Annotated in this window: 15 protein-coding genes; 11 read left to right on the forward strand and 4 right to left on the reverse strand. The window is 67.8% G+C overall.

Features of this window, described 5'->3' with window-relative positions:
* Positions 1-2: 2 nt before the first annotated feature.
* On the reverse strand, positions 3-749 hold the full coding sequence (locus ASD21_RS08965; RefSeq protein WP_156398331.1) for a 4'-phosphopantetheinyl transferase family protein: 747 nt from the start codon (positions 747-749) through the stop codon (positions 3-5).
* 10 nt (positions 750-759) lie between these two features.
* On the opposite strand from ASD21_RS08965, the gene ASD21_RS08970 reads away from it, so the two are divergent.
* The 4 genes from ASD21_RS08970 to ASD21_RS08985 are packed head-to-tail and all read left to right on the forward strand — an operon-like array spanning position 760 to position 4989.
* Positions 760-1446, forward strand: coding sequence for an ABC transporter ATP-binding protein (locus ASD21_RS08970; protein ID WP_056439798.1), 687 nt, complete (start codon positions 760-762; stop codon positions 1444-1446).
* Entirely contained in the window at positions 1443-2834 is a 1392-nt protein-coding gene (locus ASD21_RS08975; protein WP_056439805.1) for an ABC transporter permease, read from the forward strand. The genes ASD21_RS08970 and ASD21_RS08975 overlap by 4 nt, the downstream gene beginning before the upstream one ends.
* Positions 2815-3612: an outer membrane lipoprotein-sorting protein gene (locus ASD21_RS08980; RefSeq protein WP_056439808.1), complete on the forward strand. Its 798-nt coding sequence runs from the start codon at positions 2815-2817 to the stop codon at positions 3610-3612. Before ASD21_RS08975 ends, ASD21_RS08980 begins: the two co-directional genes overlap by 20 nt.
* On the forward strand, positions 3613-4989 hold the full coding sequence (locus ASD21_RS08985; RefSeq protein ID WP_056439811.1) for a hypothetical protein: 1377 nt from the start codon (positions 3613-3615) through the stop codon (positions 4987-4989). It abuts the gene before it with no gap.
* 10 nt (positions 4990-4999) lie between these two features.
* Here the strand turns inward: ASD21_RS08985 and ASD21_RS08990 are convergent, their stop codons facing one another.
* The gene (locus ASD21_RS08990; protein WP_056439814.1) at positions 5000-5821 is read right to left on the reverse strand and encodes an alpha/beta hydrolase family protein; all 822 of its coding nucleotides are present in this window, start codon (positions 5819-5821) and stop codon (positions 5000-5002) included.
* A gap of 364 nt (positions 5822-6185) precedes the next feature.
* Here ASD21_RS08990 and ASD21_RS08995 point away from each other — a divergent pair, with 364 nt between their 5' ends.
* The 7 genes from ASD21_RS08995 (at position 6186) to ASD21_RS09025 (ending at position 14818) form a co-directional block, all read left to right on the forward strand.
* Positions 6186-7034 carry a class I SAM-dependent methyltransferase gene (locus ASD21_RS08995; protein ID WP_156398332.1) on the forward strand — a complete coding sequence of 283 codons (849 nt, stop codon included), beginning with the start codon at positions 6186-6188 and terminating at the stop codon, positions 7032-7034.
* On the forward strand, positions 7031-7690 hold the full coding sequence (locus ASD21_RS09000; RefSeq protein ID WP_056439819.1) for a hypothetical protein: 660 nt from the start codon (positions 7031-7033) through the stop codon (positions 7688-7690). Before ASD21_RS08995 ends, ASD21_RS09000 begins: the two co-directional genes overlap by 4 nt.
* A gap of 51 nt (positions 7691-7741) precedes the next feature.
* The gene (locus ASD21_RS09005; protein WP_056439822.1) at positions 7742-8665 is read left to right on the forward strand and encodes a TauD/TfdA family dioxygenase; all 924 of its coding nucleotides are present in this window, start codon (positions 7742-7744) and stop codon (positions 8663-8665) included.
* A 50-nt stretch (positions 8666-8715) separates the two neighbouring features.
* Positions 8716-9930 (forward strand): aromatic ring-hydroxylating dioxygenase subunit alpha, encoded by a 1215-nt coding sequence (locus tag ASD21_RS09010; protein ID WP_056439825.1) that lies wholly within the window; start codon positions 8716-8718, stop codon positions 9928-9930.
* Between the two features lie 539 nt (positions 9931-10469).
* Complete coding sequence (locus ASD21_RS09015) at positions 10470-12215, forward strand: glycoside hydrolase family 43 protein (RefSeq protein WP_056439827.1); 1746 nt, start codon at positions 10470-10472, stop codon at positions 12213-12215.
* Between the two features lie 122 nt (positions 12216-12337).
* Complete coding sequence (locus ASD21_RS09020; RefSeq protein WP_056439830.1) at positions 12338-13933, forward strand: alpha-N-arabinofuranosidase; 1596 nt, start codon at positions 12338-12340, stop codon at positions 13931-13933.
* Positions 13934-14056: 123 nt separating this feature from the next.
* Positions 14057-14818, forward strand: coding sequence for a FadR/GntR family transcriptional regulator (locus ASD21_RS09025; RefSeq protein ID WP_056439833.1), 762 nt, complete (start codon positions 14057-14059; stop codon positions 14816-14818).
* Between the two features lie 12 nt (positions 14819-14830).
* On the opposite strand, the gene ASD21_RS09030 is transcribed toward ASD21_RS09025, so the two are convergent.
* Positions 14831-16363: a glycoside hydrolase family 43 protein gene (locus tag ASD21_RS09030; RefSeq protein ID WP_235524863.1), complete on the reverse strand. Its 1533-nt coding sequence runs from the start codon at positions 16361-16363 to the stop codon at positions 14831-14833.
* Positions 16364-16403: 40 nt separating this feature from the next.
* The coding region (locus ASD21_RS24690) for a hypothetical protein (RefSeq protein ID WP_235523789.1) at positions 16404-16502 on the reverse strand (99 nt) is incomplete at its 5' end.

The following is a 16502-nucleotide window of genomic DNA, read 5'->3' on the forward strand; positions in this document are numbered from 1 at the left end:
GGCTAGATGGCGAGATCGTCGCGCGAGATCCAGCGTTCGCGCAGGGACGCCGAACCGGGCGGAGCGTCCGCGCGAACGGCCACGGCGAGCAGGTGTTCGCCCAGGTCGCGCGTGTGGAGCCGCCATGCCGCCGGATCCTCCCCCAGTTCCGGGGCGAACGCGAGGCCAGGGCTGGAAAGATCCACCCTCACCTGGTCCAACGGGATCGAGAGCCCGCCGCCGATAGCCTTCATCGCGGCCTCCTTGGCGGTCCAGTAGCGCAGGAAGAGCCGCCGACGCACCGGCGACGGCGCGGCGTTCACCTCGGCCGCCTCCTCCGGCGAGAAATAACGATCCGCCAAGCCGAGGGCGTCGACCGAACGGTCGACCGCCTCGACATCGACGCCCACCCGGCCGGACCCGTGAAACGCCGCCGCGATCAGTCCCGGACAATGGCTGATGTTGACGTCGGGACGACCGGCCCCGCGGCCGACCAGCGCCGGCCGGCCACGAGGCCCGATTTCGAGGGGCCAGTCCTCGACGCCGGTTTCGTCCCGCACCAGGCGCTCCAGCAGCAGCCGGCCGGCGACGAAACGGGCTTGGTCGCCAGCGCGCCTGAACCGCCCCGCCCTCGCCTGGTCATCGCGGTTCAGGCGCGTCGTCGGCCAAGGCGTGTCCGCCGCCTCGTCGAGCGCCAGGAGATAGAGGGACGTCCCCAAGATCATAGGCCTCCTGTCTCGGCTGTGATTCCACGCCGCGAACCCGGCCACGGAGGAAGAAGTGCTCGTTGAAGTTCGGAACCTGATCAAGACCTATCGCGACGCGAAGGTTGAAGTCCCCGCGCTTCGGGGCGTCAATCTGACGATCGAGCCGCGCAAGTTCGCCATGATCGTCGGCGCCTCGGGGTCGGGCAAGACGACCTTGCTCAACATCCTCGGCTGCGTGGATCGTCCCACCTCCGGCGAGGTGTTCATCGATGGCGTGGAGGTGGGCGCGCTCGCCGATCGCGACGCCACGCGATTTCGCGCCGAGCGCATCGGCTACATTTTTCAGACCTTCAACCTGGTGCCGGTGCTTTCGGCGTTCGAAAACGTCGAATACGTCCTTCGCCTGACCGATCTGTCGCCGGTCGAGCGCCGCGAGCGAACCCTGCAGGCGCTGGAGGCCGTCGGCGTCGCCGATCAGCGCGACCAGCGTCCGGGGGAAATCAGCGGCGGCCAGCGCCAGCGGGTCGCCATCGCGCGCGCCCTGGTCAAGCGGCCCGCCCTGGTCCTCGCCGACGAGCCCACCGCCAATCTCGACAGCCGCACGGGCGAAATGATCATCGACCTGATGGCCGAGATGCAGCAGCGCTTCGCCACGACCTTCATCTTCTCCACGCACGACCGGAACCTGATCCGCCGCGGCGAGCAGGTCATCACCATCTCCGACGGTCGCGCCCTCGAAACCGCTGGAGCGTTGTCATGATCTCGCTGCCGCAGGTGGCCTTGCGCAACGTCCTGCGCAACGGGCGACGCTCCATGTCGACCACGCTCTCGATCATGCTGAGCGCCATCACGATCCTGACCTTCGGGTCGTTCATGCGCTACGTCGTCCTGAGCTACCAGACCTCGACGGTCGAACGCGTCGGCCATCTGGCGCTCTATCAGAAGGGTTACAACGCCTTCGGCGCCGGCGACCCGTCCGCCTACGGCATCCCCAACTACCAGCGGGTGGTCGACACGCTGCGCGCGGATCCGCAGCTGTCGCGCCTGACCCGGGTCGTCACCGAGACCCAGGCGGTCTTCGGCGTGGCCGGCTACTATCCGGCCGGGACCTCGCGCACCTTCATGGGCGACGGCGTGGTTCCCGCCGACCGGGCGACCATGCAGCGCTGGAACGCCTACAAGATCCCGGAATTCGACGTGCGCCGCTCGGCGGTCAGGTCCGACGATCCGGAAAGCGGCGTGATCGGCACCGGCTTGGCCACGATCCTGCAAATGTGCGCGCCCCTGGACCTGCGCTGGTGCGCCGCTCCGCCGCCCAAGGTCCAGCCCGTCGCCGCGGACGAAAGCCAGTTCGAAAGCCTTCGCGCGCTGGATGCGCCGGCAACCATGGCCGCCGGCGGCGCGAAGCCCCGGATCGACCTGCTGGCCGCCACCGCGTCCGGCGCGCCCAACGTCGTCTCCCTGAACGTCGAGCGAGCCGAGTTCCAAGGCGTCAAGGAGATCGACGACGCCTATGTCGCCATGACCCTGCCCCTGGCCCAGAAGCTGGTCTATGGGCGCGGCGAGCCCCGTGTCACCAGCATCGTGCTGCAACTCAACGACACCGCCGATCTCGCCCGCGCCAAGAAACGCGTCCTCCAGATCATCCGCCAAGCCGGGCTTTCGCTCGAGATGAGGGATTTTACCCAGATCGCGCCTCTGTACGCCCAGACCACCAGCTTCCTGTCGGTGATCTTCGGCTTCGTGGCCTCCATCCTCGGCACGATCGTGTTGTTCACGGTCGTCAACACCCTGCAGATGACCGTCGTCGAGCGCACGAACGAGATCGGCACCTTGCGCGCGCTCGGCGTCCAGCGCGGCGGCGTGCGAAACCTGTTCCTCGCCGAAGGGCTGATCCTGGGCCTGGCGGGCGCGACCCTGGGCCTGCTGGTCGCCAGCCTCCTGGCCTTTGCGATCAACGCCTCGGGTCTGACCTGGACACCGCCGGGCGCCGCCGGGCGCGTCCCCTTCCGCCTCTATTTCTTCGAGTTCCCGCAGTTGCTGTTCGGGGTCTGGATCGGGCTGGTGGCGATCGTGACCCTCGCCAGCGTCAGGCCGGCCAATCGCGCGGCGCGCATGGAGGTGGTCGATGCCCTGCGGCACGTCTGAAACGCCGGCCTGGCGGCGCCGCGAGGTTCTGTTGGCGCTGGCGAGTCCAGCGCTGCTGGCCCAGGCCGCGCCCTCGGCGCAACAAATCCTGGTCACGGCGGATCGGGTCCGCAACGGCGGCCGCCCGTTCAGCACGCTGAACACGCTGACGGAATACCGCAATGGAGCCGTCGCCAGCACCCTGGCCTTGCGGATCTATTCGAAGCTGGACGCCGGCACGCAGCAATATCGCAATCTCGTGCGCTACGTCGCCCCCGCCGCCGACGCCGGCAAGATCATGCTGATGGACGGGCGGCTGATGTGGTTCTACGACCCGTCCTCGAGCGCGACCGTGCGGGTGTCGCCCCAACAGCGATTGACGGGTCAGGCCTCCAACGGCGACGTGCTGACGGTAAACCTGGCCAAGGACTACGCCGCCAAGACCGCCAAGCGCGAGCAGGTCGTCGACGCCGACCGCGCCGATCGCGCGTGCTGGCGCCTGGACATGACCGCCGCCAACGACCGCGCCGTATACGCCCGCCTCGAGCACTGGATCGACGCCGCCAGCAGCCTGCCGGTCAAGACCAAGTACTATGCCGACAGCGGCAGGCTGCTGAAGATCGTCTACTACCGCGCCTACCAGACCGTGCTGGGCGGAACGCGGCCGCTGGAGGCGATCATCCTGGACCAGATCGACAACCGCCTGACCACGAAAATGCGCTTCTCCGATTTCCAGGCCGCGGACATTCCCGACGCCTGGTTCCAGCGAGACTACCTGCCCCATCTTGGATCGCGCTAGATGACCAGGGCCGTGGGGGGGCTGGCGGCGATCCTGGTCGCGATCACCGCCCCTGGGGCGCTGGCGCAGCAGACATCGTCCGATCCCCTTCCAGACATCGGCGTGCTTTCCGACAGCGCGCCGATCCAGTCCCAGTCGGCGTCGGGCCGTCCACTGCTGAAGCTCAATGGCGTCGCCCAGGAGACCCGGACACGCGTTTCGCCGGCGTTTGGGACGACGCGAGGCGACGACCAGGAGGCCTACCTGCTGAATCTCGACGCGCGGGGTCTGGTCGGCGAAGGTCGACCGCTGCGCCTCAACTACAGCCTGCGCGCCTCGGCCACCCGGGACACGCCGTCCGGCGACGGCATAAGGCTCTATGTGCGCGAGACCTATCTGACCTGGACGCCGAGCGACACCTCGGCGCTCAACCTGGGCCGCGTCAACTACCGGTCCGGCGTCGCCTATGCGTACAATCCCACGGATCTCTTTCGAGGCCGTTCGAACGTTGACGAGGTCTCGCTGGACCCTCTCGTGCGGCGCGAAAGCCGCCTCGGCGTGGTGATGGTCTCGGCCCTGGCGCTGTTCGACAAGGGCGCGGTGACGGCGATCGTCGCCCCAAAGCTCAGCGAACCGCGGCCTTTCGGTTATGTCCGCCCCCAGGGCGTGGGCCTGGATCTCTATCGGACGAACGCCCGCACGCGCGGGCTGCTCAAGGCCAGCTATGCGCTGGACCACAATTTCGCGCCGGAAGTCCTGCTGCTGTACGACGACGACCGGTGGTCCGCGGGGCTCAATCTCTCGACGGGCCTGGGCGACACCGTGGTGCTGTTTTTGGAAGGACGCGCCGGCGTGGGCGACAGTCTCCTGGCGCGCTCGATCGATTTCGCTCGCGAGACCGGCGTGCTCCCGCCAGGGCCCGAAGGACTGCCCGGGGCCAAGCGCGATCAGACCTTCCATAGCCTGGCCACCGGCTTCAGCTACAGCCCGACATCGAAGATCAACTTCATTCTTGAATACGACCACAGCAGCGCCGCGCCGTCGGCGGCCCAGTGGTCGCGCCTGTCCAGGATCGCCGCCGGCGGCGGACTGGCCCAGGCCCAGTTCCGCCTTCTCAACTATTTCGCCAGCAACGAGGAAGAGCTCCGCATCCGCGACGCGGTCTTCATGCGCGTCGGCGCGGATTCGGTTTTCGTCGACCGCCTCGGCGGGTCGGTGCTGGCCAACATCAGCCCTCAGGACGGCTCGGGCCTGGTCCAGGCCACGGCGGTCCTGGATCTGAGCACCGGCTGGTCGGTCAGCCTGGTGGGCGCGACCACGTTCGGCGGCGACCAAACCGTCTACGGCGCCGCCGCGCTGGCGCGTTCGCTGTCGATCGGATTCGCCAAGACCTTCTAACCGGGGATCATCAATGCAGATCCTTGGCCGCGGCCAGCATCTCCGGACTTTCCAGGATTTCGTGCCCTGCCCCCGGCGCCAGCGCCAGGCGAACGCGCAGGCCGCGCGCCTGCCCCGCCTGCACGAAGCGTCGGCTCAGCCACGGCGGCGCCACCGGGTCGCGCTCGCCGACAATGAGCCGCAGATCAAGCTTGGGCGAAAGCTGGCCGATCCTGGACAGCGGCGAAACGCTCCGCACGGGCAGCAGAAAAAGCGGGTTGAAATCGCGGACGGCCATGTGTCGACGCCATGCGCCCAGGTCGCAGGGGCAGGACGCGATCAAGGCGCTCGACGCCAGGTTCGGCCGATCGGCCAGCATGATCAACGCCATGGCCGCGCCGCCGGAATGGCCGATAAGCACCGTGTCCCGGGCGTGCAGGCGCGACGCGGCCTCCACCACGGCCTCAACCATCTGCCGGGCCGCGTCCTCGGTGTAGTTGTCGCCGACCGCCAGCCCTCGATCGCCGTCCGACCGCCCGCCCAGCCCGTCTCGATAACCCGGCCTCAGGAGCGCCAGCACGATCGTGTCGTCGCGGTCGGCGGCCAGGGACCGCGCGAAGTCATATTGGTAGACGGGGTCATGGCCTGGCGCGTCGCCATGCAGGACAACGACCAGATGAGGATGCGCGGTGACCCGCGCCGAACTGAAAAGTCGACCAGACACCCGCCGCCCGGGCGCGCCGAAGGTGGTCGGATGCCCTTCAGGGGCCACGGGAGGCGATATTCCATGCACCATGGCGACCCCGACCAGCACGGCGATCGTGACGACAAGGCCCGCCCGCGTCCATTGCATTTGCCGTGCTCACGCCGCCCAACCCCTGATTGAACCTTTGCACGCCCCGGAGCATGACGGTAGCTCAAACCGCCGCGTCGGCGCGATCATCGCCGTCGATAGTTTTTCCGGCCGACAGGTCCCGCGAGAACGGTTGACGCTCTATCGGATTGATGGCTTGTTACAATCTTAGAGTGGATTTCCATAGTCATTAAATCAGGGATTGTCTTCGCCGCAACGTTGGGATTCGGGACCTTTTCTCCGACCCCGAACGCGGCGTCGATGCGTCGGCTTACACCGGGGGAAACGCCATGACACGCCGTTGCGAGGCGGAGGTTTGGAGACCGTCCAACCGGCCCGCGGGCGACGCGCTCGGGGCATCGGCATGACGCTCGCGAGCGGCAACACCGCCTTCAGCGTGGGGCTGCAGCGCGCCGTCCATCACCTGTTCGATCCGGAGCCGCGCATTCTCGAGGACGGCGCGGCCTGGTCCCTGTTGAACGCGGACGAACGCGGCCTGGTCGAGCGGCGCCCGGAGCTGTTCCAGACCAGTCCCGTGCGAGGCTTTCGCCGTCGCCTGCTCGCCCGCCAGCGCTATGCCGAAGACGCGCTGCGCCAGACCGCCCCCGAGGTCGCCTGGCAAGACGTCGCCTGGCAATATGTGATCCTCGGCGCGGGCCTGGACAGCTTCGCCTGGCGTCAACCCGATTGGGCGCGCGGGCTGACCATCTTCGAAGTCGACCGCCCCGCCGAACAGGCCGAAAAGCGAGAGCGCCTGGCCGCCTCCGGGCTGGAGACCCCCGCCAATCTGAGGTTCGTCGAGGCCGATTTCGAGCGGGACGATCTGCTGGACCTGTTGATCGCACAGGGTCTGTCCGTCTCCGCCCCGACCTTCTTCTCCTGCCTGGGTGTTCTGGTCTATCTGTCGCGGGAGGCGATCGAGCGCCTGCTTGGCCTGCCGCTGCGGATGCGCGGGCCCGCGCGGATCGCCTTCTCCACCGCCGGGGACGCCTCGCGAGGCGGCGAAGGCGCCCTGGCGCGCCTGGCCGCCGCGAGCCAGGAACGCTGGATCTCGCCCGTCGGTCCCGAGGAGATGCGCGCCTGGCTTGAGCGTATCGGCTACCAAGACATCGCCGGCACGGACACGGATCGATATCTCGACCAGATCATGCCCCCCGGCCACGCGCGCGCCGGAAGCGGCGCGCCGTCGCATCTGTTCCTGGCCGTGAAATGACGCAAGCCGACCCGCCAGCGCTTCCGCCAGGGGCCCAGGAGGTCCGGCGGCTCTGGAACGAAGCCGACCTGCGAGCCCGTCTGGGCGACCTGGCGGACGAAGCGGATTCCGCGACGCTGTGGATCCGGGCGCTCGCGCACCACAACCTGGCCGCCCTGGGCGTCAGGGGCGAGGCGGCCCAGGCCGAGACCGCGTTGAAGCGCCTGCTCGCCGCCGAGCCGGACCACGCCTTGGCCTTGGCCTATCTCGGCAACGCCACCATCATGATCGCGCGAGATTCCCGAAACTTCGTCACCAAGCCGGCGACGGTCCGCAATGGACTGGTCCACCTGGACAGGGCGGTTGAACTCGCGCCCGACCATGTCGCCATCCGCCTGCTGCGCGCCGGTTCGGGCAAGCGCCTGCCAAAGTTGTTCAATCGGCGCGGCCAAGTGATCGCGGACCTGCGCCGCGCGGCCGAGCTGCTCGAGGCCAGCGGCGAGGACCCCCTTGCCCTGGCCGAGGTCTTCCATGATCTGGCCGACCTGTCGGGCGAGGATGCGGCGATGCGGCGGCGCTATCTGCTGAGCGCTCGCGACGCCGCGCCGCGATCGACGTGGGGCGCGGCGTCCCGCGAAATCTTCGAGCGCGAGTTTGGATCGGATTTCGCCTCCTGACACGCGCGCCGCAGCAGGCCGCCGCGGCGGCCGCCTCCCTGGAGATCGCCAATGATCGTCGAGAGCCCGCTGACCGAACGAATGGGCCTGGTCCTGACCGGAAGCCGGGATGACCTGTCGCGGATCGACCGCGCCATGTTGTCCAAGAAGGTCGCCGAACACGGGGCGGTGATCCTGCGGGGCTTCGAGCTGACGGTCGACGACTTCGAGACGCTGTCACAGGAAGTCGCGCCCGAATTCCTCGTCCATCACGATGTCGGGCGGATGTACATCAGCGACGACGGCACGACCCAGACCGTGGTGCCCGGCATGGAGGGCATTCCGGCCCACGTCGAGCGGGGTTACGCGGCCCCGATCCCCGCCACCCTGTTCTTCTACTGCAACCATCCGCCCGATTCCGAAGGCGAGACCACGCTTTACGACGGTTTCGAGCTGTTCGAGCGGCTCAGCCCCGAGTCCCAGAAATTCTTCGCCGAACGCAAGGTCCGGTACCGGCTGCGGATCGGTCCCGAACTCTGGCAACGCACCTTGATGACGGACGATCATGCCGAGGCGATGTACATGATCGACGAGCAACTGACGTCCGCGCTGGATGTCGAGCGCGGCGAGGCGGCCACGTGCCGCGTGGACGACGACACCTTGATCATGGACTTCGTGACGCCGGCGACCCGAACCGCCGCGCGCCGCGAGGGGGTGGCGTTCTCCAACTCCGGCCTGACCTACCTCTATACGCTCGAAATGCCCGAAGAAGGCCTCCTGGCGCTGGGCAAGATGACCATGCTCACCGAGGAGGACGAGGCCTTTCCGCTCGAGATCCTGCGTGACGCCCTGCGCGCCTCGCGCGAGGTCGAGTACAAGCTGTCCTGGCGCAAGGGCGACATGGCCCTGCTGGACAACAGGACGGTTCTCCACGGTCGCGCGGCTTTCAGCGATCCGAACCGCAGCATCTATATCCGCATCGGATTTGGCCTCTAGCCCATCACCGCGACACCGCTCTCCCACGCTCAAGCCTTCGAGGTTCACGCATGGTCCAGCACTCCGACGGTCGCTTCTCGGCCTATGACCTGCCGCCCCCGAGCTACGATCCCCTGCTGACGCAGGTCGACAAGGGCACGCCGGCGGGCGAGCTTCTGCGCCGGTACTGGCACCCGGTGCTGAAGGCGTCGGAGCTGGACGCGGAACCGCGACCGGTGCGGGCGCTGGGCGAAGACCTCGTGCTGTTCCGGTCCGGCCATGGCGAGGTCGGAGCCTTCCATGCCCGCTGCGCGCATCGCGGCGCCGATCTGCGTTACGGCAAGGTCGAGCCGCAGGGGCTGCGCTGCTGCTATCATGGATGGTTGTTCGACGCGCGGGGGCGCTGCCTGGAGCAACCGTGCGAGCCGGACGGCGGGCGGCTGCGAGACCGCGTTCGCCAGCCTTCGTATCCGACGCGCGAACTCTATGGCCTGATCTTCATCTACATGGGCCCCCTGGACCAAATGCCGGCCCTGCCCCGCTACGACGTGCTGGAAACCCTCGCGCCGAACCAGGAAATCCGCGCGGACGACACCAGCATCGGTTCCGGCGGCCCCGCGATCATGCCGTGCAACTGGTTCCAGGCGTTCGAGAACGTGATGGACCCCTACCATGTGTTCGTGCTGCACAGCACCTTCAGCTCGGTGCAGTTCAGCGAGCTGCTGGCCGTGCGGCCCGATATCAGCTTCGCGAAGACGCCCGGCGGCGTGGCCTCGACCCAGGTGCGAAGGATGCGCAACGGCGAGGACTTCGTGCGCGTCGTCGAGGTGCTGCTGCCCACCGTTCGCATCTCGCCCCACCCCGCCTTCACGACGCCGGGGCCCTGCACGAACATCTCCTGGTACCTGCCCATCGACAACACCCACACCCGCATCTTCACCGCGCTGCGGGTTCCCAAGTGGCTGCCGAAGTTCAAGTTCTCGGAAATCCCGGTCTACGAGGGCAAGAGCTGGTTCGACATGACCGAGGAGGAGCGCCGCCGGTCGCCAGGGGACTACGAGGCCCAGGTCGGCCAAGGCCCCGTCACCTTCCACTCCGAGGAGAACCTGGCGACCAGCGATGCGGGCGTCGCGCTTCTCAGACGTCTGTTCCTGGCCGACCTCCAGCGGGTGCGCGACGGCGTCGCCCCGACCAATGTCCGCCTCGACGACGGTCCCGCCTACGCGGTGGCGGCCGGACACACCTTCCACCCCAGCGCCGAGACCGCGCGCACCCAGGCGCCTTGAGCCTCATGGGCCCAACGATATCGGGGCAACGACGGGTCGCCCAAGTCGTCAGCGCGCCTGAAATAGGAATACATTCCTTCCTTCCGAGTTTGAATCGGTCGTCGCCGCGCCCCTTGAGCCAGGAAGATATTCCTATTCATTCCTGGCGATCACTCCTCGCTGTCGAGGTCGCGGACATGGTCGCCTCCCGTCTCGGCCAAGCCCGGGGAGTCGAGCCCCAGGTCGCCGACGTCTGGGACAGCGCCGCTTCGGCGTGCAGCCGCTCGGCCGCGACGCCGCCGAACACCATCGCGCCCGGCTTGCCCGAGCCGACCGGGAACGCCTTGCATTACTCCGACAAACTCCGGAAACACGGCGCCCGCCCAAGGCGGCGACGGCCTACAAAATCACGAGCCCGGCGCCCAAAGTTAGCGCTACCATTTATAACTCCTATGATTAGGATGACTTGGACCCGGCCAGCCGACGACCCTGATCGCGCGATTTGCCGGACATAAGAACAAACGCGACCTCAATCGCGGTGCTCGGAGGAACGACGTCAAATGATCCGCCAAGGCCTCGTGGCCCTCCTCCTTGTGGCCGCCGGCGTCGCCCAGGCCCAAGGTCCGCTTGAGACGCCAGGCCCGACCGATGGTCGGCGCGCCGGCCCCGAGGCGGCGTTCGAGTGGTTCGAATATACCGGCGCCGATCCTTCGGACGCCGCCTTCAAGCCGACCGCGACCCAGTACGCCAACCCGATCCTGAAGGGGACCTATCCCGACCCGGCCGTCATGCGGGTCGGCAAGGACTTCTACTTCGTCAGTTCGACCTTCGCCTGGTTTCCGGGGCTTCCGGTCTTCCACTCCACCGATCTGGTGCATTGGAACCAGATCGGCAACGCGATCGATCGCCCCGGCATGCTCGACTTCAAGCGCCTGGGCCTGTCGCGCGCCGTCTTCGCCCCGACCCTGAGCCATCATGACGGGACGTTCTATATTTTGAACACCTGCGTCGACTGCAGCGGCAATTTCCTGATCACCGCGAAGGATCCGAAGGGCCCTTGGTCGGATCCGGTATGGCTGCCGGCGGTGGAAGGCATCGATCCGTATCTGTTCTTCGACGACGACGGCGGCGCCATGATCGTCTTCAACGGCGCGCCCCCGGGGCCGCCGGAGTATAGCGGCCACCGCGCGATCTGGGCGATCGGCTACGACGTCAAGGCCAAGAAGACCGTCGGCGAACCCCGGCTGCTGCTCGACAAGGGCGTCAATCCGTCGGCCAAGCCGATCTGGCCCGAGGGCCCTCACATCCTCAAGAAGGACGGCTGGTACTATCTGGTCGCCGCCGAGGGCGGCACCGCCGAAGGTCACAGCCAGGTGGTCCTGCGCTCCAAAAGCGCCTGGGGACCGTACGTTCCCTACGCGAACAATCCGATCCTGACCCAACGGGGCCTTTCCAAGGACCGCCCGCTGCCGATCACCTCGGCCGGCCACGCCACGCTGGTCGACACCCCGGACGGCAAGTGGTGGGCGACGTTCCTGGCGGTGCGGCCTTATGGCGACGATCTCTACAACACCGGCCGCGAGACCTTCTTGCTGCCGGTGGAATGGAAGGACGGCTGGCCCGTCATCCTGGAAGCGGGGAAGACGATCCCCTACGTCCACACCAAGCCCGCCCTGCCCGCGACAACGCCCACGCCGCCGCCAACCGCCGGCGGCTTCACGGTTCGCGAGGAGTTCGACGGCAAGGCCCTGCCGCTGAGCTGGGTCACGATGCGGATCCCGCAACAGCGTTGGTGGCGGCTCGACGGCGGAAAGCTGATCCTGACGGCCCGCCCCGAGACGATCGGGGGCATGACCCAGCCTTCGTTCTGGGGGCGTCGCCAACAGCACATCAACGCCAGCGCCTCGACCCAAATGCGCTTTGCCCCCAGCAAGGCCGGAGACAAGGCCGGCATGGTCGCCGTGCAGAACGACGACTACTACTTCTTCCTGGGCGTGACCAAAGACGCCGGCGGCCAGGACAAGATTGTGCTCGAGCGCCGCGCCGGCCCGAAGGACGCGGCGGGGGGCGTGGAGGTCGCCAGCGCGCCTGTCACGCTGAAGACCGGCGCTCCGGTCTGGCTGAAGATCACCGCCCGCGGCGGCCTTTATGATTTTTCCTACGCGCTGGCGCCCGGCCAATGGAGGACCTTGAAGGCGGGCGAGGACGGCACGATCCTTTCGACCAAGACCGCTGGAGGCTTTGTCGGCGCGCTGCTGGGTGTCTACGCCCATGACGCCCGGCCGGACGCGGTCGGGGGACCATGACGCACGCCGGACCGCCGCCAAGCCCGGCGGGACCTCCCATTCAAACAACCCGTAAACCGATGGCGACGCCGATGCGATCGCCGCTGGCGCCCCTCAGCGTCGGCGTTCAAGGGGGATAAGAGATGATCAGAGCCACTCGTCCGCTGGCCGCTTGCGCCCTGGCCTTCATGCTGGCCGCGCCCACCTTGGTTCAGGCTCAGGGCAGGGCCGAACCGCCTATCGCGTTGCGGATCGACGCCGGCGCCCCTGGACCCAAGATCGACCGCAACATCTTCGGCCAGTTCGCCGAGCATCTGGGAACGGGCATCTATGGCGGCGTCTGGGTGGGCAAGGACTCGCCGATCCCCAACACGCGCGGGATCCGCGACGACGTGGTCCAGGCCCTGCGCGCCATCAAGGTTCCCAATGTCCGTTGGCCGGGCGGCTGCTTCGCCGACGAGTACCACTGGCGCCATGGGATCGGCCCGGCCGAGAGCCGCCGCAAGACGATCAACTCCAACTGGGGCGGCGCGGTCGAGCCGAACACCTTCGGCACGGACGAGTTCATGGACTTCGTCGACCAGATCGGCAGCGAGGCCTACGTCTCGGTCAACCTGGGATCGGGAACGGTCCAGGAAGCGGCCGAGTGGATCGAGTACATGACCGCCGATCCCGAGACGACCGCGGGCAAGGAGCGCGCCGCCAACGGTCATCGCGCGCCGTACAAGGTCAAGTATCTGGGCCTCGGCAACGAAAGCTGGAGCTGCGGCGGGGCGATGACTCCCGAATACTATACCGACGAGATGAAGCGCTACGCCCGCTTCGTCCGCAACTACAACCCCAAGCAGACCGGCGCCGAGGCGATGCAGCGGATCGCCGTCGGCCCCAACCAGGCCGACCCGGCCTATACCGAGGCCGTGATGGCCTCGCAGAAGGGGCACGACTGGGCCTGGAACATCGAAGGCCTGTCGCTGCACTCCTACACGACCGGCGGCTGGCCGCCTTCCTACTCGAGCACGAAGTTCGACGAGACCGCCTACGCCAAGCTGGTCAAGGAGACGCTGGGCATGGACGGCCTGATCGCCCAGCACGCGGCGATCATGGATAGGTACGATCCGGAAAAGAAGGTGCCGCTGGTCGTCGATGAGTGGGGCGTCTGGCTGGCGCCGCTCGAAGACACCAATCCCGGCTTCCTGGTCCAGCAGAATTCGCTGCGCGACGCGATCGTGGCGGCCCTGAACCTCAACATCTTCGCCCGCCACGCCGACCGGGTGCGGATGACCAACATCGCCCAGATGATCAACGTGTTGCAGGCGATGATCCTGACCGATAAGGACAGGATGGTCCTGACCCCGACCTATCATGTCTACAAGATGTACCTGCCCTTCCAGGACGCGACGGCAATGCCCGTCAACTTCGACGCGGGCACGTATGTTCAGGGCGACATCAAATTGCCGCGCGTGGACGCCATCGCCGCGCGGGACACCCAGGGCAGGCTGTGGCTGGCGGTGACCAACCTTGATCCCGCGCGTCCGGCCTCGATCTTGGCCGACCTGACCGGCGCCAAGGCCACGAACGCTCGCGGCCAGGTGCTGACCGCGGCTCGGGTCGATGCGGTGAACACCTTCGAAGCGCCCGCCGTGGTGGCCCCAAGGCCGTTCAGCGCGAAAGCCGGCCGTGACGGCCTCAGGCTGGACATCCCGGCAAAGTCGATCGTCGTGGTGCAGCTGGAACCCTAGCGGCGACCTAACGCGCCGCCGAAAAAAGGCCTTCGAAACAGAAGACGCTGGGAACGCTCCCATTATATGGAGGCGCGCTTCATAACTTGCCAAGACGCGGCCTGCCGCGCTTATTGGCGAGATATGGAACCTCGCGATTCAACGCCAACGCCCATCGACGCCGCGGACGAGACGTCGACTCCCCGGTCGGTGAAAGGCTCCGGCCGTCGCTTGCGCGGTGCGGTGGCCCACTATCTCGGCACGGCGATCGTCTCGGGCCAAATCGCCCCGGGAGAGACCCTGACGGGCGAAATCGCCAACGCCGCCGCTCTCGACGTCTCGCGCAGCGCCTATCGCGAGGCCGTGCAGGTGCTGACGGCCAAGGGTTTGGTGGAAAGCCGCCCAAAGGCCGGCACGCGCGTCCTGCCGCGCAGCCGCTGGAACGTTCTGGACCCGACGGTCCTGGCCTGGGCGTTCTCGGCCGAGCCGGACCTGGCCTTCGTGCGCGACCTGTTCGAACTGCGCGCCGTGGTCGAACCGGCCGCCGCCCGCTTCGCCGCGGAGCGGCGCGACAAGGACGACATCAAGGCGATGAAGGACGCCTTGGCCAAGATGCGGCGCCATACCCTGGCGACCGAGGCCGGCCGGGCGGCCGACCGCGCCTTCCACGATGCGTTGCTGCGCGCCACGCACAACAGCGCGATGATGGCGCTGAGCGCCAGCATCAGCGCCGCGGTCAGCTGGACGACCGAGTTCAAGCAGCGCTCGCGGGCCCTGCCCCGCGATCCGGTCCCGGACCACGCCAGGGTCTGCGACGCCATTGTCGCCGGCGATCCCGAGGCGGCCAGCGCGGCCATGCGCGCGCTCGTCGACCTGGCGCTTGAGGATACCCGCTCGTCGATGTGACGAACCGACGTCTCAGGGCTTGCTCAATGTGAAGCTGTCCACGTCGATCCGCCCGTCGCCGCCGGCGGGATTGTAGCAGAACAGCCCGAACTGCTCGCCCTGGAAGGTGCCGGTGCGCCAGTCGAAGGCCAGAGGGAAATCGCCGGGCATCCGCGTCCAGGACCGGCCGTCGAGGCTGTAGGCCAGGACGGCCTTGTCGGTGGTGAAGTCCATGGCGACCGACAACCAGAGATCGCCGAGCGGAACCGAGCGCGGCGCGCCGCGCGGCGAGGTCTTGGGTCCGGCGTCGGTGCTTTCGACCAGCCGCGCGCTCAGGGCGCCCTGCCCGTCCGGCGCGCGGGCGACCACGATCTGGCTCGAGAACTTGCCGAACGTGCCAAAGCCGCAGGCGTCGCCGACCGTCAGCCCCCGGACGTCCAGCTTGACGACGCCCCGTGCCTTGGGGCCCTGCCCCTTCTGCAGCAAGGTGTTGCGGGCGGTCCACATGTCCGGAGCCGTCGTGACGTTCAGGCGCAGGAAGCCGGGACGCGCGCTCAGCGACCAGCGGCTGTCATCGGGATTGTGGTTCCATTGCCATTGCCGCCCCAGCGCGCGGCCGCTGAAATCGTCGGTGCTGGGCGGCTGCGCGAACGGCTCGCCCAGGATCGGCTTGGCGGCCGCATTCGGCACGCGGCCGGGCGCCTCGGGGGTGCCCCAGACCGGCCAGTCGTCGCGCCAGAACACCGGGCTGATATTGGTGACCCGGCCGATGGCGCCGGCGTCGCGCATGACGAAGCCGTACCAGCCGCCGTCCGGCAGATCGACCAGGGCGCCCTGGTGTCCGCCGGTGGTGTCGTCGATCTGGTCGCGGGTCTCCCACGGCCCGGTCAGGGTCCTGGCCCGCGACACGGTCAGGGCCAGGCGTCGCGGAATGGCGTTGAACAGGTAGTACCAGCCGCCGCGCTTGATAAGCTTGGAGCCCTCCGCGCCCTGGATGTAGTGGATTTTCTGTTCCCCCGTGACGGCGGTCAGATCGCCGTTGAGGGTCAGGAGACGCACCGTTCCGTCCGAGCCGATGGAGGTGGCGATGTAGGCCTTTCCGTCGTCATCGATGAACAGGCCCGGATCGAACGCCTCGCGGTCGAACTCGTGCACGGCCCAGGGGCCGCGCACGTCGGCGGCCGAGTAGATGCGGCTGTTCTGTCCCACCGGCGTGACCACGATATAGAAGCGGCCGTTGTGGTGGCGGAGGCTGGGGGCGTAGACGCCGTGGCGATAGTCGCCGCCGTCGCTGAGATCGTATTTCGGATTGCCCTCCAGGCGGGGCATCACGTGGCCGGCGATGTCCCAGTTCACCAGGTCCCTGGAGTGCAGGATCGTCAGGCCGGGCGCGTTCACGAATGTCGTCGAGGCGAAGTAGAAATCCTCGCCGACCCGGATGATGTCCGGGTCGGGATAGTCGGCGTAGAGCGGCGGGTTGCTGTAGGTCCCCTGCCCGCTGTCAGCGCGCCAGACCTGGCCTTGCGCGGCGGTCGCGGCGCCAAGGCCGACAACCAGGGCCAGCAACAAGCGGATCGGTCGCGACCTGGCCTCTTCCCGTCGCATTCTAATGGTTATCCCGGGGCAGGCCCTTGGTCTGGGCGATGCGCTGGTACTTGACCGCCGGCTCCAGCACCGCCCCGGTGTCCATCTGGCCGATGATGGC

Origin of the sequence: Caulobacter sp. Root1455, from assembly GCF_001426905.1 — a bacterium.
Taxonomy (GTDB): Bacteria; Pseudomonadota; Alphaproteobacteria; order Caulobacterales; family Caulobacteraceae; genus Caulobacter.